Source organism: Curtobacterium sp. PhB190, assembly GCF_004365385.1.
Classification (GTDB): Bacteria; Actinomycetota; Actinomycetes; order Actinomycetales; family Microbacteriaceae; genus Curtobacterium.
Genome location: NZ_SODN01000006.1, coordinates 79268 through 100483, shown reverse-complemented (window position 1 = coordinate 100483; position 21216 = coordinate 79268). Strand labels below are relative to the sequence as shown.

The window sequence follows — 21216 nt, the reverse complement described above, 5'->3', positions numbered from 1 at the left end:
ACGAACCCCTACGCGTCGACGGATTGCTTGCGCCAGCGGATGCCGGCGTTGATGAAGCCGTCCAGGTCGCCGTCGAACACGGCTGAGGGGTTGTTCACCTCGTGCTCGCTCCGCAGGTCCTTGACCATCTGGTACGGCGCCAGCACGTAGGACCGGATCTGGTCGCCCCAGCTCGCCGTGATGTTGCCGGCGAGTTCCTTCTTCTTCGCGTTCTCCTCTTCCTTCTTCAGGAGGAGCAGGCGCGACTGCAGCACGCGCATGGCGGCCGCACGGTTCTGGATCTGCGACTTCTCGTTCTGCATCGAGACGACGGTGCCGGTCGGGATGTGCGTCAGGCGCACCGCGGAGTCGGTCGTGTTGACGGACTGCCCGCCGGGGCCCGACGAACGGAAGACGTCGACGCGGATGTCGTTCTCGGGGATGTCGATGACCATCGTCTCCGGCATGAGCGGGATGACCTCGACCGCGGCGAACGAGGTCTGCCGCTTGCCCGCTGCGCCGAACGGCGACATGCGCACGAGTCGGTGGGTGCCGGCCTCGATCGACAGGGTGCCGAAGGCGTGGGGCGCGTCGACCTCGAACGTGGCGGACTTGATGCCCGCTTCTTCGGCGTAGGACGTCTCCATCACGGTGGTCTTGAAGCCGTGCTGTTCGGCGTACCGCAGGTACATGCGCATGAGCATCTCGGCGAAGTCCGCGGCGTCGACGCCACCGGCCCCGGCGCGGATGGTGATCACGGCGGGGCGGTCGTCGTACTCGCCGTCGAGGAGCGTCTGCACCTCGAGGTCGCCCATGGTCTTCTGGACCGCCTTGAGCTCGGCGACGGCTTCGTCGGCCGAGTCCTGGTCATCGCCCTCGTTCGCCATCTCGACCAGCACCTCGAGGTCGTCGATGCGTCGCTCGGTGTCGGTGATCTTCTTGAGCTCCGACTGCCGGTGCGAGAGCGCGCTCGTCACCTGCTGCGCGTGCTCGACGTCGTCCCAGAGGTCCTGGGCGCCCGCCTGCTCGCTGAGGTCGGCGATCTCACGCTGCAGGCGGTCGACGTCGACCACCGAGCGGATGTTGCCGAAGGTCTCTCGGAGGGCGGAGAGCTGCTCGGTGAAGTCCAGTTCGACCATGGTCACCGATCCTACCGGCGCGGCAGGCCGGTCGGCGTCGCACCCGCGCCGGCGGGCGCGCTACCGCCCCAGCAACGGCTCCCGTGACGCCATGCCCGCAGCCCCGGCCCGCGCGACCGCGTCCGGCAGCGCCGCCAGGAAGGCGTCGACGTCCGCATCGGTCGAGGTGTGTCCGAGCGTGATCCGGAGCGCGCCGCGGGCGTCCTGCTCCGACAGGCCCATCGCGAGCAGCACGTGCGACGCCTCGGGCACACCGGCCTGGCACGCGGATCCGGTCGAGACGGCGACCCCGGCCGCGTCGAGCAGGAACAGCAGCGAGTCGCCCTCGCAGCCCGGGAACGTGAAGTGCGCGTTGCCGGGCAGCCGGTCGTCGGGGTCCCCCATCAGCACGGCGGACGGCACGGCCGCACGGACTCCGGCGACGAGCCGGTCGCGCAGGGCGACGAGCGACGGGTGCGGCATCGGCTCGGCGGCGACCATCGTGGCCGCGACGCCGAACGAGGCCGCAGCGGGGGCGTCCTGGGTGCCGCTCCGCACCTGGCGCTGCTGCCCGCCGCCGTGGATGAGGGGCTCGACGGTGGCCTTCCGCCCGAGCACCAGCGCACCGATGCCGACCGGTCCGCCGACCTTGTGCGCGGAGACACTCAGGGCGTCGAGGCCGGACGCGGCGAACGACACCGGCACCTGGCCGTAGGCGGCGACGGCGTCGCTGTGCACGGGCACGCCAGCGGCGTGCGCCAGCTCCACGATCCGTGCCACGGGCTGGATGGTGCCCACCTCGTTGTTCGCCCACAGGAACGTGACCAGGGCGACGTCGTCGGCGGAGGCGAGCCGTGCCTCCAGTCCGACGAGGTCGACGCGACCCTGCGCGTCCAACGGGACCACGTCGATGACGGCCCCCTCGTGCGTCTCCAACCAGGTCAGGGTGTCGACGGTGGCGTGGTGCTCGCCACCCGGCACGACGATGCGGGGGCGGGCACGGTCGCGTTGCCGGGCCCAGAACAGGCCCTTCACGGCGAGGTTGATGCTCTCCGTGCCGCCGGAGGTGAAGACGACCTCGACGGTGTCGGCGTCGAGCGACCGGGCGACCGCGGCGCGACCGTCCTCGAGCAGCATCTTGGCGCGCTGCCCGGCGCTGTGGATCGACGACGGGTTGCCGACGGTGCCGAGCGCATCGGTGAACGCGGCGAGCGCCTCCGGCAGGATCGGCGTCGTCGCGGCGTGGTCGAGGTAGACCGGCATCTGCACCCCCTGGAACGAGCGGTGTCCAGGATACGCGCCGGTCCTCGTACCCTTGTCGGGTGCACGAGACAGCGATCGACCACACCCCGGGGTTCGACCTCGGGGCCGACGTCCCGCGGTTCTCCCTGCGGTCCGCCACCGCCACGGCCGTCGTCGTGGTCGTCGAGCGAGCGGACGGGCAGCCGGTCCGGTACCCGCTCGAGCGGCTGCCGGCGACCGACCTGTGGACGGCCGAGACCCCCGGCGCCGCCCCGGGTGACCGGTACCACCTGCTCGTCGACGGGCCCGTCGGACCGCGGAACGAGTTCGACCCGACACGGCCCCTGCTCGACCCGTACGCCCGCGGCATCGCCCCGACCGGACTCGGCACGCCCCGCTGGACGAGCGTCGTCGTGGACGACGCCTTCGACTGGGGCGGCGTCGTCAAGCCCACGGTCCCGCTCGACCGCGCCGTGGTCTACGAGGCGAACGTCCGCACCCTGACCGCCGCGAACCCGCACCTGCCGGAGCACCTGCGCGGCACGTACGCCGGGGTGGCGCACGAGAGCACCATCGCGCACCTGCACCGGATCGGTGTCACGACGCTCGAGCTCCTGCCGGTGCACGCGTTCGACACCGAGAACTGGTTGCGGGACGCCGGCCGCGAGAACGCCTGGGGCTACAACACCCTCGGGTTCTTCGCGCCGCACGCCGCGCACGCTTCCGCACCCGCACGGGCCGAGGGCGCGTCCGCGGTCCTGCGCGAGTTCAAGGGCATGGTCCGGCTGCTGCACGAAGCGGGCATCCAGGTGGTGCTCGACGTCGTCTACAACCACACGGCGGAAGAGGGCCTCGGCGGGCCCACCACCAGCCTGCGCGGCATCGACGGTGCGGAGCGGTACCGGTGGACCCAGGCCGCGCCGCCGTTCCGGGACACCTACTACGACACCACCGGCTGCGGGAACACCCTGGACACCTCGGTGGAGTCCACGGCGGACCTGATCGTCGACAGCCTGGTCTACTGGGCGCGCGAGGTGCAGGTCGACGGCTTCCGCTTCGACCTGATGGCCGCGCTCGCCCGCGACGCCCACCACGTCTTCGATCCGCAGCACCCCCTGCTCGAGCGGATCCGGAACCACCCCGACCTGCAGGACACCCTGGTCATCGCCGAACCGTGGGACGTCGGACCCGACGGTTGGAAGACCGGCTCGTTCGGGGCGGCCGGCGACCGGACCAGTGAGTGGAACGACGCCTTCCGCAACACGGTCCGCCAGTTCTGGCTGACGGACATCGCCGAGGAACGCCGCAACGGCATGCCCCGCACCGGCATCGGCGCCCTCGCCGGCGCCCTGACCGGCTCGCGCCACGTCTTCGGTGCCGACCGCGGTCCGCTCGCGAGCGTCAACTTCGTCACCGCCCACGACGGCTTCACGCTGCTCGACCTGGTGTCGTACGACGGCAAGCACAACGAGGCGAACGGCGAGGAGAACCGCGACGGTTCGAACGACAACCGCTCGTTCAACCACGGCATCGAGGGCGACACCGCCGACCGCGGCGTCCGGGCAGCGCGCGGCCGGTCGATGCGGAACCTCGCGGCGACGCTGCTGCTCTCCGCCGGCGTGCCGATGCTCACCGCGGGTGACGAGCGGAGCCGCACGCAGCACGGCAACAACAACGCGTACGTCGTGTCCGACGACCTCACCCCGGTGGACTGGTCCGACGACGAGGACGCCGAGTCGATGACCGAGGCCGTCGCCGCGCTCGCCCGGTTCCGGCAGGCGCACCCCGCACTCCGGCCGACGCGCTTCGGCGTCGAGGGGCAGGAGACCCCGGGTGCCTCGCGGATGTCCTGGTACGGGCCGGACGGGCACCCGATGACCATCGAGGGCTGGGACCAGCCGGTGCACCGCGTCCTGCAGTACTTCGCCGAGTCGACGCCCGAGCACGAGCCGTACGACCGCGTGCTGGTCGTGGTGCACGGCAGCGGGCGCACCCGTGACCTGACGCTGCCGGTGCGCGAGGACGTGCTCGGCTACCGCCTCGCGTGGTCGAGCGAGAAGCACCGTGACCACGAGCGGCTCCGCCCCGCCGGTCAGGTGTTCACCGCGTACGGCCCCGGCATCCACCTGTTCGAGCCGGCGTAGCGCGCGATCCGGCCCGCGCCCGGCACGTGACCAGCGGGCGGACGGGAGGCCCGTGGCGGCCCCGCCACGGGCCTCCCGTCCGGTTCCTCCACAGGTCCACGGCGCGCCCGACCGCCCACAGCGGGCGGATTCCGGGGAACGCGGAGGCGCTCGCCGGGTAGCGTCGGCTCCGTGGCCACCGCAGACCGACCCCGCCGACCGAAGATCGGGCGCATCCCGATCACCGAGCTCGCCCCGAGGACGCCGAACGGGTTCCCCGGCAAGGCGTTCGACGGCGAGGTGATCACGTTCGGTGCGACCGTCTTCCGAGAAGGACACGGCATCATCGGCGCCGACCTCGTCCTCGAACGCCCGGACGGGGGCACCAGGACCGTCCCCCTGGCCCTCGGCGCGCCCGGGACCGACCGGTACGAGGCGACCGTCCAGGTCGACCACGTCGGCGTCTGGACCTGGCACGTCGAGTCCTACTCCGACGACTGGGCCACGTGGCTGCACGCCGCGCGGCTGAAGATCGCGGCCGGGGTGGACACCGAGGCGACGCTCCTCGACGGCGCCCTGCTGCTCGACCGGCTCGCCGACGAGACCGACTCCCCCGCCGCCACCCGTGCGGCAGCCAAGGTGCGCGACACCGACCTCGACCCGGCCGAGCGCCTGGCCGCCGTCGACGACCCGCGCATCGTGGCCGAGGTCGAGGAAGCCCCGCTCACCTCGCTCCGGACGCACTCCCCGACGCAGCTGCTCGACGTCGAACGCACCCGTGCCGGGGTCGGCGCCTGGTACGAGTTCTTCCCCCGCAGCGAAGGCGCGAAGAAGAACCCGGACGGCTCGTGGAAGAGCGGCGACTTCCGGACCTCGGCCCGTCGTCTGCCCGCCGTCGCCCGGATGGGCTTCGACGTCGTCTACCTGCCGCCGATCCACCCGATCGGCACGACCGCGCGCAAGGGGCCGAACAACACGCTCACCCCGGGGCCGCACGACCCCGGCAGCCCCTGGGCGATCGGCTCCCCCGAGGGCGGGCACGACGCGATCCACCCCGACCTCGGGTCCGAGGACGACTTCCGCGACTTCGTCGAGACCGCCAAGAACACCGGCATGGAAGTGGCGCTCGACTTCGCGCTGCAGTGCTCCCCCGACCACCCCTGGGTCACCGAGCACCCGAACTGGTTCACGCAGCGCGCCGACGGCTCGATCGCCACGGCCGAGAACCCGCCGAAGCGGTACCAGGACATCTACCCGATCCAGTTCGACTCCGACCCCGAGGGCCTGGTCGCCGAGGTCCTGCGCGTCCTGCGGCACTGGATCGACTTCGGCATCCGGATCTTCCGGGTCGACAACCCGCACACCAAGCCGCTCTGGTTCTGGGAGCGCGTCATCCGCGAAGTCCGCGACGAGCACCCGGACACCGTGTTCCTGGCCGAGGCGTTCACCCGGCCGGCGATGATGCGCGCACTGGCCGAGGTCGGGTTCCAGCAGTCGTACTCGTACTTCACGTGGCGGAACACGAAGGAAGAGATCGAGTCCTACTTCGAGGAGCTGTCGCACGAGACGAGCGACTACCTGCGCCCGAACCTGTTCGTGAACACACCGGACATCCTCACCGAGTACCTGCAGTTCGGCGGTCGCGCCGGCTACAAGGTTCGTGCCGCGCTCGCTGCGACGGGCGCCCCGACGTGGGGCATGTACTCCGGGTACGAGCTGTTCGAGGACGTCGCCCGACCCGGCTCGGAAGAGAACATCGACAACGAGAAGTACGAGTACAAGCCGCGTGACTTCGCCCTGGCTGAGGCCGAGGGCGCGTCGCTCGCCCCGTACGTGACGATGCTCAACCGGCTCCGTGCCGCGCACCCCGCGCTCCGCCAGCTGCGGAACCTGCACGTGCACGCCGCCGACGACCCGGCGACCGTCGTGTACTCGAAGCACCTGTCCGGCGAGTTCATCCGCTCCGGGCACGCCGACACCGTGATCGTCGTCGCGAACGTCGACCCGCACTCGGCGCGTGAGACCACCGTGCACCTGGACCTCGCTGCGCTCGGCCTGCCGGCCGACAGCCGGTTCGACGTCCGTGACGTCGTGACCGGGCAGCGCTGGGTCTGGGGCGCGTCGAACTACGTCCGCCTGGACGCGTTCCAGGAACCCGTGCACCTGCTCGTCGTGGAAGGACTGCACCGATGACGAACGACCCGACCGCACCCCAGCCGACCCCGCCGTCGCGCCGCGGCCCTGCCGTACCGCCGGTCCCGCCCCCGCCGCCGCCCGTGCCCGCGCGGACACCGTCCGACGCGAAGCCGGAGCCGCGCTACGAGCCGCGGGTCTCCGCCCCCGACGAGGACCTGCCAGGCGCTCCCGCTGCACCGCGCGAGGCGCCCGACCGCGGGGTCGCCGAGTCCGCCACGCTGGCGGGGCACCCCGCCGACGCGACGCACCCGCGGGTACCGTCCGTCGACGCCGTCGCGTCCTCGGGCGCTCCGACCGGAGGCCCGTCCACCGTCGCGCCGTCGACCGCCCTCCCGACGCCGCCGGCTCCCGAGCCCGCCACCGCCGACAGCACGGGCCCGCGCCCGGCTCCGGTCGAGCAGTGGCTGCGCCAACAGGTCGCCGAGGGCCGCTGGTCCCAGCCCCACGACGTCCTCGGCCCGCACGCCGTCGACGGTGGCACGAGCGTCCGCGTGGTGCGCCATCTGGCGCAGGCGGTCCGGCTCGTCCGGCTCGACGGCGACGACGTCGAGCTGACCCACGAGGGCGACGGTCTCTGGGCCGGTGCCACCGCCGAGGAGCTCGGGCGCTACCGGGTCGAGGCCGACTACGACTTCGACGAGTCCTCGGAAGAGGACGACGCCACCTGGACGACCGACGACGCGTACCGGTTCGCCCCGACGCTCGGCGAGCTCGACCTGCACCTGTTCGGTGAGGGCCGCGACGAGCAGCTCTGGCACCACCTCGGCGCGCACCTCCGCACGATCGACGGTGTCGACGGCGTCGCGTTCTCCGTGTGGGCACCCCGAGCCACCGCCGTGCGCGTCATCGGCGACTTCGAGGGCTGGGAAGGCCGCACCACCGCGATGCGCCGCCTGAGCGACCTCGGCGTCTGGGAGCTGTTCTGGCCCGGAGCCGTCGCGGGGCAGCGGTACAAGTTCCAGATCCTCACCGACTCCGGCTGGGTCGAGCGCGCGGACCCGTTCGCCCGCGAGGCCGAGATCGCCCCGGCCACCGCCTCGGTCATCACCGAGTCGAGCTACACCTGGTCCGAGGGCGACCTTGCCTGGATGGAACGCCGCGCGGAGACGACCACGCACGATGCGCCGATGAGCGTCTACGAGGTCCACCTCGGCTCGTGGCGCCCCGGGCTGTCCTACCGCGAGGTCGCCGACCAGCTCATCGGGCACGTGCAGTACACGGGCTTCACGCACGTGGAGTTCCTGCCGCTCGCCGAGCACCCGTTCGGCGGCTCGTGGGGCTACCAGGTCACCGGGTACTACGCCCCGACCGCACGCTACGGCTCCCCCGACGACCTGCGGTACCTGATCGACCGTCTGCACTCCGCCGGCATCGGCGTGATCATGGACTGGGTCCCCGGACACTTCCCGAAGGACGAGTGGGCACTCGGACGCTTCGACGGCCACGCACTGTTCGAGCACCCGGACCCTCGCCGCGGCGAGCAGCTCGACTGGGGCACCTACGTGTTCGACTTCGGGCAGCCGCAGGTCCGGAACTTCCTGGTCGCCAACGCCCTGTACTGGCTCGAGGAGTTCCACATCGACGGCCTGCGGGTCGACGCCGTCGCCTCGATCCTGTACCTCGACTACTCCCGCACCGACTGGCTGCCGAACATCCACGGCGGCCGCGAGAACCTGGACGCCGTCGCGTTCCTGCAGGAGACGAACGCCACCGCCTACAAGCGCTACCCGGGCATCGTCATGATCGCCGAGGAGAGCACCTCGTGGCCCGGCGTGACCCAGCCGACGAGCGCCGGTGGGCTCGGGTTCGGCCAGAAGTGGAACATGGGCTGGATGCACGACTCGCTCGAGTACGTGCAGCGCGACCCCGCGTACCGCAGCTACCACCACGACGAGATCACGTTCTCGCTCGTCTACGCCTTCAGTGAGCAGTTCACCCTGCCGATCAGCCACGACGAGGTCGTGCACGGCAAGGGTTCCCTCTACGGCAAGATGCCCGGCGACGAGTGGCAGAAGCTCGCGAACGTCCGGGCATACCTGGCGTTCATGTGGGCGCACCCCGGCAAGCAGCTGCTCTTCATGGGGCAGGAGTTCGCCCAGCCCGCAGAGTGGTCCGAGGCGAAGGGGCTCGACTGGTGGCTCCTCGACCAGCCCGGGCACCGCGGCGTGCAGGACCTCGTCGCCGCCCTGAACCGGGTGTACAAGGACACGCCCGCGCTCTGGACGCACGACAGCACGGCCGACGGCTTCGAGTGGATCGAGGGCGGCGACGCACCCCACTCGACGCTCGGGTTCCTGCGCAAGGACGGCGACGACCGGCTGGCGGTGTTCGTGAACTTCTCGGGCGTGCCCGTGGAGCGTCGGTTCGGCCTGCCGAGCGCCGGCGAGTGGCACGAGGTGCTCAACACCGACGCCGCGGAGTACGGCGGCTCCGGTGTCGGCAACCTCGGAGTCGTCACCGCCGAGGACACCCCGTGGGCCGGCCGACCCGCATCGGCGCACCTCGTGGTGCCGCCGCTCGGGGCTGTCTGGCTCAAGCTCGAGCGCTAGCTGTGGCCCGCGTCCTGGACGCGGCCGCAGACGGACGGGAGGCCCGGTGCCAGCTGGCACCGGGCCTCCCGTCTGCTCGTTGCAGGCGTCTAGTACAGAGCGCTCGCCAGGCGACGGCGGGCCGCGACCACGCGCGGGTCGTCGGTCCCGATGAGCTCGAAGTACTCGACCAGGCGGACGCGCAGGGCTTCACGGTCCTCGCCGAACACCGTCGGCACCAGGTCGAGCAGGCGCCCGAAGGCGTCCTCGACGTGGCCACCGGAGATGTCGAGGTCGGCGACCGCGAGCTGCGCCTGGACGTCCTTCGGACCCGCACCGGCGGCGGCACGGATGTCGTCGGCGGTGTGGCCGTTCAGCCGGTCCAGGAGCGACACCTGCGCGAGCCCCGCGACGGCCATCTGGTCGTTAGGGTCCTGCAGGATCGCGGTCTTGTACTCGGTGATCGCCGTGGCGTAGTCGCCCTGCTCGATCGCGTCGTACGCGGCCTGGTGGTGCGGCGGCAGCGCTTCCGGCTCCGGCTCGCCCTGCTCGGCGGGGTCCTCGGGCGCGGCACCGTCCACGGTGACGCGACCGGAGACGCCGTTCTGCTCGGCTGCCTGGAGCACCTGCTCGTAGACGTCGCGGACCTGCGCCTCGGGCAGCGCGCCGACGAAGAGCCCGAGCGGGCGTCCGCCGATCAGCGCGGCCACGGTCGGGATCGACTGCGCCTGGAACGCCTGCACGAGCTGCGGGTTCGTGTCGGCGTCCACCTTGGCGAGCAGCACGCGCCCGCCGTACTCGGCGGTCAACTGCTCGAGGATCGGCGAGAGCTGCTTGCACGGCCCGCACCACTCGGCCCAGATGTCGACGATGACCGGCACCACGGACGACAGCTCCAGGACGTCCTGGAACGTGTCGTCGGTGACGTCGAGCACGAGCGACGGGACGGTCAGGTCGCCGCCGGTCTCGGTGCCCGGCGCTGCTGCACCGGTCGGGCTTCCCGCCTGCGCCGGAGCACCGGCGGGCGGCTGGGGCGGCCGCTGTGCGCGGTCGACGAGGGACGACAGGTCCACGGCTCCGCGGAGCCCGGACGGGGTCGGGGGGATGTTGCTCATTGCACCTCACTCGCTGCGGTCAGGCCCTGCGTGAACCCGAGCAGGACCACTTTGTCATCCGAGGCGACCGGCGGCACGTAGAAGAGCAGCTGGACGCCGTACGTGGCGCTGATGCCCTTCTTGCTCGTGTCGACCCCGGACAGTGCCTTGACGGCACCCTCGGTGTTGACCTCGGCGCCGGAGGCGGTCGGGGTCACCTTCTCGATCTCGTTGAGGTCGGCGGAGACGAGCGCGCCGGCGTCGTCGGTCGCGATCGCGACGGCGGAGTCCTCCGGGGCCTCGGACGAGTACTCGATCTTCGCCGTGTCCGGCAGGGACTTCGCCTTCTTGTCCTTGTACGCCTTGCCGATGGTGGTGCGGAGGCCGTCACCCTCGGTGGCGAACAGGTCGGCGTACTCGCTCTTCGAGTCCTTGGACAGGATGTCGCCGTAGGCGGTCGCGACCTGGTCCGGGGCGATCGCGAGGAGCTTCGACTGCGGGGCCAGGAGCGCCGCGCCGATCGACGTCGGCGCGAGGCTCGGGATCTTCGCGTCGGCCTCGAGCGAGACGTCGTAGGCGACCTTGTACGGGTCGCGCGCAGTGTCCTGCACGAGCGTCAGGGCCTGCGGTGCCGACTTGGCGTCGCAGTCCTCGGCGACGATCACGAAGACCGTGCGCGGCCACGTGTCGGTCTGCTGGGGCAACGCGACGCACACCTGACCGGCCGAGATCGCCGGCGGTGCCTTGGCGTCGGAGTCCTTGCCGCGGATGGAGTAGTTCGCCAGGCGCAGGTCGAGCGCGGCACCGGTGAAGCGGGTCTTCGCCAGGTCACGGTCGCGGGCGCCGTCGGACTGCTTCGCCACCGTGGCGACCCGCTCGACGACCCGGGTGATCTGCTGCTTGGTCGCCGCCGTCGGCTCGGTCGTCTCGGCCGCGCCGGTGGCGCTGGCCGTGGGGGTCGGGGTCGCGAGCGAGGGGTCCCCGCCCTGCGGCCAGTAGTCGGAGGAGCAGCCGGCCAGTGCGAGCGTGCCGACGAGCACCACGGGGACCGCGATGAACGCGCGCGATCCACGGCGGCCCCGGGTCGGGACCTGTGCACCGGCAGCGGCGGCACGGCGCGAGGCTCGCACGCGCGGCGGTCGGGTGCCACCGCTGCGACGACGCGGCCCACGACCGCGGCGCTGGTGCAGGAACGCCAGGACCAGCAGCACGATGCCGCCGAGTGCGAAGACGCCACCGGCGACCAGCAGGGGGCCGACGGACGGCGTCGCGGTGTCCTTCGGCCAGGTGACCGAGACGTCGCTCGGGGCGGCGGCGGTGCCGTCGCTGACGATGAGGACCGAGACGTCCTGCGGCAGACGGACCGTGAACTGCCCGGAGCCGTCGTACTCCTGGTACCAGAGGTCACTGCCCTTCGGCGACGGGACGGACGCCTCAGAGCCGGTGGTCTTGCCCACCAGCTTCGCGCTCTCGGCGTCGAACCGGAGCGTGGTGTGCTCGGCGTCACCGACCCACGCGTCGACGTCGGCCGTCTTGCCGTACGCCGCGAAGACCTTGCCGGAGCCGGACACGTTGATGCGCTGGTAGCCGGGGTTCGCGTTGAGCGTCGACCCGGGGATCACGGTGACCGGAGCAGAGCTGGTGGTCGAGCTGTCCGCGACGAGCGAGGACGGCGGAGCGAACACGGTCCGCTGTCCAACCGCCAACGCGACGAGCAGCAGGCCGATGACGAAACTGACGATCGCCAGGACGAATCGCACGAACACTCTCCCTACCGCGCCGGGGTGGGGATGTCGGCGCGCGAATCAGCGACTCAGGATAGCGAGCATGGCTGAGCAGCGCATCCATCCGGGCTGTCGTCGGACTCAGACGACCCCGTCGGGCCACCACTACACTCGACCGCGGGCCGGATCGGGCCCTCCGCCGAGCACCCAGGAGCGACACGTGGCGAACGACGAGGCAGAGTTCGGGACCGAGCTGCGCGGGTACCGCCGCGACGACGTCGACCGCTCACTGAACGACCTGCGCCGTGAGCTCATCAAGTCGAACACCGACCGTGCCGACGCCGCGAAGGAGATCCGTCTCCTGCAGTCCCGCGTCTCCGAGCTCCAGGGCGAACTCGACGAGGCCGGCACCCCCACCTACAGCGGCCTGGGCACACGTCTCGAGTCGACCCTGCGCGTGGCGGAGGAGCAGTCCACCCGTCTCATCAGCCAGGCGGACATCGACGCACAGCGCCTGCGGGCGTCGAGCCGGGCCGAGGCCGACCGCACCGTGCGCGAGGCACAGGAAGAAGCCCGCGACACCCTCGAGGACGCGCGCACCCGCTCCACCAACGAACTCACCCGTGCTCGTGCCGAGGCCGCCGACACCGTCGAGCGTGCCCGTGCCGAAGCCGGCCTGCTGACCCAGGACGCCCGCAACGAGGCCGCCGCCATCCGGGGTGCCGCGGTGACCGAGGCCGCCGAGGTCCGCTCCGTCGCCATCCGTGAGACGAACGCCCTGCGCGCCCAGGTCGAGCACGAGGTCGCCGAGCTGCGCGAGATCGCCCAGCGCGAATCGGCCGACTCCCGCACCGCCGCGGCCGACCTCGACCGCGAGACCGAGCACCGCCGCTCGGTGTTCGAGGCCGACCACGCCCGCCGGGTCGAGGACCTCGACCACGAGGAGTCCACCCGCCGTCAGGCGCTCGAACGCGAGGTCGCCGAGGGGCGTGCTGCGTGGCACCGCGAGCGCGACGAGCAGCAGCAGGCGCACACCCTGGCGATCGAGACCGGCCGCGCCGAGCTGCAGGCCGAGGTCGACCGACGTCGCGCCGAGATCGACGGCGAGTTCGCCGACCGCCGCCGTGTCGTGGACGAGGAACTCGCCGCAGCCCGTGCCGAGTGGGACCGGGAGCTCGCCTCGGCGCGCACCGCCCTCGCGCAGGAGGCCGAGGCGCTGCGTGCGCAGCTGCGCGTCGACGAGGAACAGACGCGCGTCGAGAACGAGCGGCTCGTGCAGGAGACCGCCGACCGCATCGCACGCGAGCTCGAGGAGCACGACACCCGCATCGAGCGGGAGCGCGCCGAGGCCGACGCCGCCGCCGAACGCGCGGACCGCGAGCACGAGAACGCCCTCGCCGCCCGACGCGAACGCGAGCACGCCGAGGTCGACACCGAGATCGCCGACCGTCGCTCCACCGAACTCGACACGCTCGAGTCCGAGCGCACCGCTCTCCGTCAGGAGATCGACACCGCCCGCGCGGACCTGGCGAAGGAACGTGACGAGGCCCGTGCCGAGGTCGCCCGTGAGCGTGACGAGGCCCGCACGACGCTCGAGTCCGAGCTCGCCTCACGCCGGGACGACGCCGAGCAGGACTACCTGCAGAAGCACCACGACACCGTCACCGAAACGCAGAAGTACCTCGACGAGGCGAACCTGCAGCTCGCCGAGGCCACGCGCCGTGCCACCGAGGCCCGTGAGCGCGCCGAGCGGCTCCAGCAGGAAGCCGACGACCTCGAGCGCACCAGCACCGCCGACGCGCAGGAGCACGCCCGCACCATCGTCGCCGATGCCCAGGACCGCGTGCACCGGATGGTCTCCGATGCCGAGGAGCGCACGGCTGCCATCACCGCCGAGGCCGAGGACCGACTGTCGGCGATCCGCACCGAGCGCGAGGCCGTGGCGGGCTACCTGGAGAACCTGCGCGGCGTGCTCACGCACGCGACCGGCCTGCTCGGGACCGCACCCGGCACCGCGCCCGGAGCAGCCGACGACGCAATGGACGCGACCGAACGCTGACGCGAGCCGACCAGGAGGCGCGGGTCGCGCCTCCTGGTCGGCCCACCGCACCGAGGTGGGCACGCACCGTGCGTCGGACCGGCGAGTGCCGTCAGACCGGCCAGTGCGTCGGCAGCGGCGCGCTGCCCGGCACGACGAGGTCGGCGACGGCGTCGAGGACGATCCGGACGTAGCGCTCCCCCACCCACAGGTGCTTCGCGCCCTCGATCGGGACGACCCGGACGTTCGGGGCGACGGCGAACCGGGCCAGCGCTTCGTCGGGCTGCAGGAAGTCGTCGTGCTCGGGCACCAGGGCCACCACCGGGACGTCCACAGCTGCCCAGCGCGCGAGCTCGTCCTCCGTGGTGCGGTGCAGCGGCGGCGAGAGCAGGACCACGCCCGCCACGGTGCCGGCCTCGACGTGTTCCAGCGCGTGCTTGAGGATCACCTCGGTGCCGAAGGACCACCCGACCAACCACGGCGTCGGCAGGCCACGGTCGACCACCTCGGCGACGGCGGCGCGCAGGTCGAAGCCCTCGGAGACACCCTCGCCGAACACACCCTCGGACGTGCCGCGTGGTGACGTCACCGACCGGAAGTTGAAGCGCAGGACCGCGATGTCCGCCAGCGCCGGCAGACGCGCGGCGGCCTTCTTGAGCACGTGCGAGTCCATGAAGCCGTGCGCGGTCGGCAGTGGGTGCAGCGTCACGACGGTGCCCCGTGCCGGGCGCGACTCCGGTTCGGCGAGTTCCCCGACCAGGGTGAGGTGGTCGTCGGTGACGAGCTCGAGGTCGGTGCGGCGAGCGGGCAGCTGCGTGGCGGAGCGGATCTCGCCGTCGGGCTCGGTGTGCTCGCTCATGCAATGCTCCAGCAGTGGTTGTGCCAGTGTCGGCGTGATGCCAGGTCGGCAGCGTCGCCGAGGACCCCGTCGGAACGCCAGACCACCACGTGTGCGGTGCCGGGCAGGACCGTACCGCCGCACCCGGGGCAGACGTACTCCTTCTGCGCCGAGGCCGCGGAGACGGGCTGGACGAGGTACTCCCGCCCGCGACGCACCTCGGTGCGCTTCCACGAGCTCATCAGCCGATCGAGGCCGGTGTCCTCGTCAGGCTCGACGTCGCGACCACGGGGACGCCGCGGCCGGTTGCTGCGCGGCACCCCAACTGCCGATCAGTACCAGTTGTTCGCCTGGCTGTGGCCCCAGGCGCCGCAGGGAGTGCCGTAGACACCGGCGATGTAGTTGAGACCCCACGTGATCTGCGTCGCGGGGTTCGTCTGCCAGTCGGCACCGGCGGTCGCCATCTTGCTGCCCGGGAGCGCCTGTGGGATGCCGTACGCACCGCTGGGGTTGTAGGCGTTCACCCGCCACCCGGACTCCTTGTTCCACAGCGAGACGAGGCAGTTGTACTGGTCGGTTCCCCAGCCCCGGGCCGTGACGAGCTGCAGGGCGATGGCCTGTGCGCTGCCCGCGTCGGGCGTCGCGGCCACGGCGGCCAGCGTGTTCGCGGCGGAGACGCTCTCGGTCTCGGTCGCGGCGGCGTCGGTCGTCTCGTCGGTGGTGGCGTCGTCGGCTTCTTCCTCGACGACGGGCTTGACGACCTTGGGCGCCGGCACGGTCACGCCGTAGCCGTCACGGTCGGCAGCGGCGTCGCCGTAGGTGCCGTGCGCGGTGTACTGCTGCGGGGCCTGCGGCGTCTTCACGAGCACCGGGGTGTCGACCGCGGCCTGCGCGACGTCGGCCTGGAGCGGGTTGAAGAGCGACGCCCCGACGAAGAGGAAGACCCCGACGAACGAGAACGCCGGAACCGAGGAACGCTTCCGTGCGAAGGCGTTGACCGCGGCGGCTGCGCCACGGCTCGGCTGCTGCGCCGTCGCGGTGCGCTGCTTCGCGGCACGCGGGTCCACCCGGGCCGCGGGGGCCTCGTGCGCGAACGCGGCGATGCGTTCGTCGGACACGCGGTTCGCTGCGACGGACTTCGGCGTCGCGACGGGACCGGTCTCCGGCAGGACCTGCGGGTTCGCCTGGAGCACCGAGGTGTCCGCCGTACGGGTTCGGTTCAGTGCCGCGCGGCGCTCACCCGAAGCCTGGAGGCTGAGGTGCTCGCGGGGATCGCGGTCGGAGCTGTGGTCTGCCGTGTGCCTGCCCATGAGTAGGACCAGGGTAACGGAACGATCACGGAAAGCGAAGCATCTGGGTGCAGCGCGTCGTCAGCGGACGGCGAGCATGACCTCGACGACGGCGTCGAGCAGCGCGTCCACCTGGCCCTCGCGGTAGCCGCCGTGCTTCGGGCGGAACACGATCGACCGCACCTCGGTGAGGCTCAGCGGCTTGCCCTCGCGGAAGTAGCCGCCGAGGCGGGCCGCGAACGCGTCGACGTCCTTCGGGTGGTAGCCGGTGCCGAGCACGCTCACCCGGTTGAACCGCTGTCCGTCCGGGCGCTCGAGGCGGGCCACGACGTCGGAGGCCTTCGTGCGGGCCTCGGCGTACCAGGCCTTCTGCCCGGCGTCGCCGATTTCCCGCTCGCGCTCCCGGGCCGCGAAGGCGTCCTCGAGGCGCTCCAGCGCTGCGTCGACGTGCGAGGTGGAGTAGCCGCCCTTGCGCATCGAGAACGCGGTGGCGCGGATCTTCGCAGCCTCGATGCCGGGGGCGCTGTCGTCGGCGGAGTACGCACGACGGGCGTCCTCGAGGAAACGCTCGACTTCGTCGACGTCGTATCCGAGGGCGGAGCGGGCTGCGGTCGGGAAGGTGGTGGCCACGGCGTCATTCTGCCAGTCCCGACCCGTGGCACAACCTGGACGCGCTGAGGGCGGCGCTCAGGGTGGGCCGACGAGGTCGATCGAGGTCGGTCAGTGGTTGACGATCAGGTACAGCACGTAGGCGACGGCAGCCGACGGCAGGATGCTGTCGATGCGGTCGAGCAGTCCGCCGTGCCCGGGCAGGAAGGACGAGATGTCCTTGATGCCGAGGTCGCGCTTGATCATCGACTCGGTGAGGTCACCCAGGGTCGCGGACCCGGAGATCAGCACGCCGAGCACGACGCCGGTCCACCACGGCAGGCCGAGCATGAGCCAGGCGACCAGGATGCCGACGATGATGCTCGCTGCGACCGATCCGGCGAAGCCCTCCCACGTCTTCTTCGGGCTGATCCGCGGCGCCATCGGGTGCTTGCCGAGGTTCAACCCGGTGGCGTAGGCACCGGTGTCGACAGCGACGACGACCAGGATGAAGCCGATCACCCACAGGTTGCCCTGCGACTGCGCGGAGAGCAGGACGACACAGGCGCCGAGCAGCGAGATGTACGCCTGCACGAACAGGCCGTTCGTGACGTCGCGGAACACGTCGCCGGCCGACGGCTTCTGCCGCGAGAGCGCGACCTCGACCAGACGCCAGAGGCTGATCAGGACGATGCCACCGAGCAGCGTGAAGAGTGCCGCGACCTGCCCGAGCAGGAACGCCGCCGGCACGATCGCGATCGCGACGGCGACGCTCGGGATCCGCGGGACGTCCCGGCCGGCGAAGCGCATGGCGCTCGTGAGCTCGTAGACGCCCACGCCGAGCAGGAACGCCGCCACGACCATGAACGACGGCGGCCAGATGAGGAGCGTGCCGAGCATGACCACGGCGAACGCGAGCGCGATGCCGATCGCCGCCGGCAGGTTGCGCCCGGTGCGCGCCGTCAGGGCCTCGTTGCGCGCACCGAAGTCGGCCTTGCGCTGCCGGAGCTGCGCCTCGAAGTCGGTGCGGGCCGCTCGGGCACGCGCATCGAAGTCCTGGCGGAGCCCCTTCTTCACGGGCCCGGTGTGGTCGGGTCCGTGCTCTGCTGTGGGGCGTTCACCGCCCTGGTCCGGGCGGCGCATCAGACCTCGAGGAGTTCGGCTTCCTTCTTCTTCAGCGACTCGTCGATCTGGTCGACGTGCTTCTTCGTCAGGGCCTCGAGGTCCTTGTCACCGCGCGAGATCTCGTCGTCCGAGATCTCACCCTTGAGTGCGTCGAGGTCGTCCTTGGCCTTGCGGCGGATGTTCCGGATGACGACCTTGTGGTCCTCGCCCTTCGTCCGCACCAGCTTGACGAACTCCTTGCGGCGGTCCTTGGTGAGCTCCGGGATCGTCACGCGGACGATGTCGCCGTCGTTCGTCGGGCTGGCGCCGAGGTTCGGGAACGTCGCGATGGCGCGCTCGATCTCCTTGAGCGCCGTCTTGTCGTACGGCGTCACGATGAGCGTGCGGGCCTCGGGCGTCTGCAGCGACGCGAGCTGCGCGAGCGGCGTCGGCGTGCCGTAGTACTCGACCGGGATCTTCTGGAAGAGCGCCGCGTTGATGCGGCCGGTGCGGACGGTCGAGAAGTCGTCCTTGGCGACCTCGACAGCCTTCGCCATCTTCTCGGTGGCTTCGGTCAGGACATCACTGATCACGGTGTTACTCCTTCGGTACTGGCGTCGAGTCTAGTCAGCGGTGCGGGTCAGTTGCTGACCACCGTGCCGATGCGCTCGCCACGGATGGCGGCCTGGACGTTGCCGTCGCCCTCCATGCCGAAGACGTGCATCGGCATGCCGTTGTCCATGCAGAGCGAGAACGCGGTGGCGTCGACGACCTTCAGGCCCTTCAGGAGCGCGTCCTGGTAGGTCACGTGGTGCAGCTTCTCGGCCGTGGCGTCCTTCTTCGGGTCCGCCGTGTACACGCCGTCGACACCGTTCTTGGCGACGAGGACCTCGTCGGCCTTGATCTCGAGTGCTCGCTGCGCGGCCACCGTGTCGGTCGAGAAGTACGGCAGACCGGCGCCGGCGCCGAAGATGACGACGCGGCCCTTCTCGAGGTGCCGCTCGGCGCGCCGCGGGATGTACGGCTCGGCGACCTGGGTCATCGCGATGGCCGACTGCACGCGTGTCGCGGCCCCGGCCTGCTCGAGGAAGTCCTGCAGCGCCAGCGCGTTCATCACGGTGCCGAGCATGCCCATGTAGTCGGCACGGCCGCGGTCCATCCCGCGCTGCGAGAGCTCGGCGCCGCGGAAGAAGTTGCCCCCGCCGACGACGATCGCGATCTCGACCTCGCGCGCGGCGACGGCGATCTCCTTGGCGATGGCCCCGATCACGTCGGGGTTCACGCCGAGCGATCCGGCCCCGAAGGCCTCTCCCGACAGCTTCAGCAGTACGCGGCGTCGTCCGGTCTTCTCGTCGGTCATCTGATCGCACCCTTCGTCGTGGTCTCGTGGAAATGTACTCGCGGATGTGTCGCGTGTGTGTCGCGCCCGGAGGCGCGAAAAACGGGGCCAGGAACCTGGTTGGTTCCTGACCCCGTCACGGGTTCGTTACGCGCCGACCTTGACGCGGGCGAAGCCCTGGATCGTGATGCCGGCTTTCTCGGCGGCCTTCGCGACGGAGATCTTGTTGTCCTTCGCGTAGTCCTGGTCGAGGAGCGACACCTGCTTGATGTAGGCGTTCACCCGACCCTCGACGATCTTCGGGAGCGCAGCCTCGGGCTTGCCCTCCTCGCGCGTGATCGCCTCGACGGTCGCACGCTCCTTGGCGATCTCGTCGGCCGGGACCTCGTCGCGGGTCAGGTACGTCGGGTTCGCGAACGCGACGTGCTGGGCGATCGAGCGGGCCTCGGCAGCGTTGTCACCCTCGTACGCGATGACGACGGCGATCTGCGGCGGCAGGTCCTGGCTGGTCTTGTGCAGGTAGATCTCGAAGGCCGAGCCCTCGACACGGCGGACCGTGCGGACCTCGAGCTTCTCGCCCAGTGCGGCGGCCGACTCGTTGACGACCTCGAGGACGGTCTTGCCGTCGACGGGGGCGGCGTTCGCGGCGGCGACGTCAGCTGCACCGGCGGCCGCGACGGCCCCGAGCACCTTGTCGGCCAGCGTCGTGAACTTCTCGTTCTTCGCGACGAAGTCGGTCTCGCTCGCGAGCTCGACGACCGTGGCGGCGCCGTTCTCGGAGCTCGCGACGACGACGCCCTCGGAGGTGGCACGGTCGTCGCGCTTGGCGACGGCCTTCGCACCCTTGATGCGGAGCAGCTCGACGGCCTTGTCGTAGTCGCCGTCGGCCTCGACGAGCGCGTTCTTCGCGTCCATCATGCCGGCGCCGAGGTCCTCGCGGAGCTTCTTCACGTCAGCAGCGGTGAAGTTTGCCATTGACTGTCCTTTCTGGACGGTACGTGTGTGGAGAGTGGTGACGCAGGCGCCGGACCCGATCGGGTCCGGCGCCTGCGACAGGTCACTCGGCGGGGGTGGTCTCCGCGGCTGCCTCGGCCTCGGCCGTCGGCTCCGCGTTCTTCGCGTCGTCGGCGATCGGCTCGCCGATCTCCTTCGCGGCGACCTGCGCGTCAGCGTTGTTCTCCTCGACGGTCGCACCCTCGGGAGCGGCGTCGGCGGACGGCGTCGCGGCGTCGCCACCGAGGAGCTCCTGCTCCCACTCGGCGAGGGGCTCTGCGGCCTCTTCGTCGTCGCCACCGTTGTGGCGGGTCTTCAGGCCCTCGGCCGCGGCGTCGGCGACGATGCGGGTGAGGAGACCGACGGAGCGGATCGCGTCGTCGTTGCCCGGGATCGGGTACGTGATCTCGTCGGGGTCGCAGTTGGTGTCGAGGATGCCGATGATCGGGATACCGAGCTTCTGCGCCTCGTCGACGGCGAGGTGCTCCTTCTTGGTGTCGACGATCCAGAGCGCGCTCGGGGTCCGCGTGAGGTTGCGGATACCACCGAGGGTCTTGTGGAGCTTGTCCAGCTCGCGCTTCTTGATGAGGAGCTCCTTCTTGGTGAAGCCCTTCGTCGTGTCGTCGAAGTCGATCTCCTCGAGCTCCTTCATGCGCGCGAGGCGCTTGGAGACCGTCTGGAAGTTCGTGAGCAGACCGCCGAGCCAACGCTGGTTGACGTACGGCTGGCCGACGCGGGTCGCCTGCTCGGCGATGGAGCCCTGCGCCTGCTTCTTGGTGCCCACGAAGAGGATCGTGCCACCGTGCGCGACCGTCTCCTTGACGAAGTCGTACGCGCGGTCGATGAAGGCCAGCGACTGCTGCAGGTCGATGATGTGGATGCCCGAGCGCTCGGCGAGGATGAAGCGCTTCACCTTCGGGTTCCACCGACGGGTCTGGTGTCCGAAGTGGACGCCGCTGTCGAGCAGCTGGCGGATGGTGACGACGGCCATGTGCCGTCCTCCTTCTGTGTTCTCGGAGCGCA

At 71.2% G+C, this 21216-nt stretch carries 17 protein-coding genes; 4 read left to right on the top strand and 13 right to left on the bottom strand.

The features are described from left to right. Positions 1-8: 8 nt before the first annotated feature. Positions 9-1118 (bottom strand): peptide chain release factor 2, encoded by a 1110-nt coding sequence (prfB, locus tag EDF47_RS11350; protein WP_132100217.1) that lies wholly within the window; start codon positions 1116-1118, stop codon positions 9-11. 60 nt (positions 1119-1178) lie between these two features. Continuing rightward, positions 1179-2360: a cysteine desulfurase family protein gene (locus tag EDF47_RS11345; protein WP_132100216.1), complete on the bottom strand. Its 1182-nt coding sequence runs from the start codon at positions 2358-2360 to the stop codon at positions 1179-1181. 59 nt (positions 2361-2419) lie between these two features. On the opposite strand from EDF47_RS11345, the gene EDF47_RS11340 reads away from it, so the two are divergent. From EDF47_RS11340 to glgB, 3 genes are all read left to right on the top strand, one after another. Continuing rightward, complete coding sequence (locus EDF47_RS11340) at positions 2420-4483, top strand: alpha-amylase family glycosyl hydrolase (protein ID WP_133937129.1); 2064 nt, start codon at positions 2420-2422, stop codon at positions 4481-4483. A 171-nt stretch (positions 4484-4654) separates the two neighbouring features. Beyond that, on the top strand, positions 4655-6655 hold the full coding sequence (locus EDF47_RS11335; protein WP_173168709.1) for an alpha-1,4-glucan--maltose-1-phosphate maltosyltransferase: 2001 nt from the start codon (positions 4655-4657) through the stop codon (positions 6653-6655). Next, positions 6652-9207: a 1,4-alpha-glucan branching protein GlgB gene (gene glgB, locus EDF47_RS11330; RefSeq protein ID WP_208320948.1), complete on the top strand. Its 2556-nt coding sequence runs from the start codon at positions 6652-6654 to the stop codon at positions 9205-9207. The genes EDF47_RS11335 and glgB overlap by 4 nt, the downstream gene beginning before the upstream one ends. Before the next feature lie 89 nt (positions 9208-9296). Here glgB and EDF47_RS11325 read toward each other — a convergent pair whose 3' ends face one another. Together EDF47_RS11325 and EDF47_RS11320 are read right to left on the bottom strand one after the other, a co-directional pair. After that, positions 9297-10301: a tetratricopeptide repeat protein gene (locus EDF47_RS11325; protein ID WP_133937131.1), complete on the bottom strand. Its 1005-nt coding sequence runs from the start codon at positions 10299-10301 to the stop codon at positions 9297-9299. Continuing rightward, positions 10298-12040, bottom strand: a complete 1743-nt coding sequence (locus tag EDF47_RS11320) for a hypothetical protein (RefSeq protein WP_133937133.1) — start codon at positions 12038-12040, stop codon at positions 10298-10300. Before EDF47_RS11320 ends, EDF47_RS11325 begins: the two co-directional genes overlap by 4 nt. Positions 12041-12224: 184 nt before the next feature. On the opposite strand from EDF47_RS11320, the gene EDF47_RS11315 reads away from it, so the two are divergent. Continuing rightward, entirely contained in the window at positions 12225-14063 is a 1839-nt protein-coding gene (locus EDF47_RS11315) for a hypothetical protein (protein WP_133937135.1), read from the top strand. Between the two features lie 91 nt (positions 14064-14154). Here EDF47_RS11315 and EDF47_RS11310 read toward each other — a convergent pair whose 3' ends face one another. From EDF47_RS11310 to rpsB, 9 genes are all read right to left on the bottom strand, one after another. Further along, positions 14155-14901 (bottom strand): alpha/beta family hydrolase, encoded by a 747-nt coding sequence (locus tag EDF47_RS11310; protein ID WP_133937137.1) that lies wholly within the window; start codon positions 14899-14901, stop codon positions 14155-14157. Beyond that, a complete protein-coding gene (locus EDF47_RS11305) occupies positions 14898-15200 on the bottom strand; it encodes a hypothetical protein (protein ID WP_235035894.1) in 303 nt (100 codons plus the stop codon). The genes EDF47_RS11310 and EDF47_RS11305 overlap by 4 nt, the downstream gene beginning before the upstream one ends. Positions 15201-15212: 12 nt before the next feature. After that, the gene (locus tag EDF47_RS20185) at positions 15213-16190 is read right to left on the bottom strand and encodes a lytic transglycosylase domain-containing protein (protein WP_243834047.1); all 978 of its coding nucleotides are present in this window, start codon (positions 16188-16190) and stop codon (positions 15213-15215) included. Between the two features lie 60 nt (positions 16191-16250). Continuing rightward, complete coding sequence (locus tag EDF47_RS11295; RefSeq protein WP_111086090.1) at positions 16251-16799, bottom strand: DivIVA domain-containing protein; 549 nt, start codon at positions 16797-16799, stop codon at positions 16251-16253. Between the two features lie 90 nt (positions 16800-16889). Beyond that, positions 16890-17834: a phosphatidate cytidylyltransferase gene (locus EDF47_RS11290; protein ID WP_123294841.1), complete on the bottom strand. Its 945-nt coding sequence runs from the start codon at positions 17832-17834 to the stop codon at positions 16890-16892. Positions 17835-17899: 65 nt separating this feature from the next. Then, positions 17900-18454, bottom strand: a complete 555-nt coding sequence (gene frr, locus EDF47_RS11285; protein ID WP_111086089.1) for a ribosome recycling factor — start codon at positions 18452-18454, stop codon at positions 17900-17902. A 47-nt stretch (positions 18455-18501) separates the two neighbouring features. Continuing rightward, a complete protein-coding gene (pyrH, locus tag EDF47_RS11280; protein ID WP_111086088.1) occupies positions 18502-19221 on the bottom strand; it encodes a UMP kinase in 720 nt (239 codons plus the stop codon). Positions 19222-19347: 126 nt separating this feature from the next. After that, positions 19348-20175, bottom strand: coding sequence for a translation elongation factor Ts (tsf, locus tag EDF47_RS11275; RefSeq protein ID WP_133937139.1), 828 nt, complete (start codon positions 20173-20175; stop codon positions 19348-19350). A gap of 82 nt (positions 20176-20257) precedes the next feature. Then, the gene (gene rpsB, locus EDF47_RS11270; RefSeq protein ID WP_111086086.1) at positions 20258-21184 is read right to left on the bottom strand and encodes a 30S ribosomal protein S2; all 927 of its coding nucleotides are present in this window, start codon (positions 21182-21184) and stop codon (positions 20258-20260) included. Positions 21185-21216: the final 32 nt, after the last annotated feature.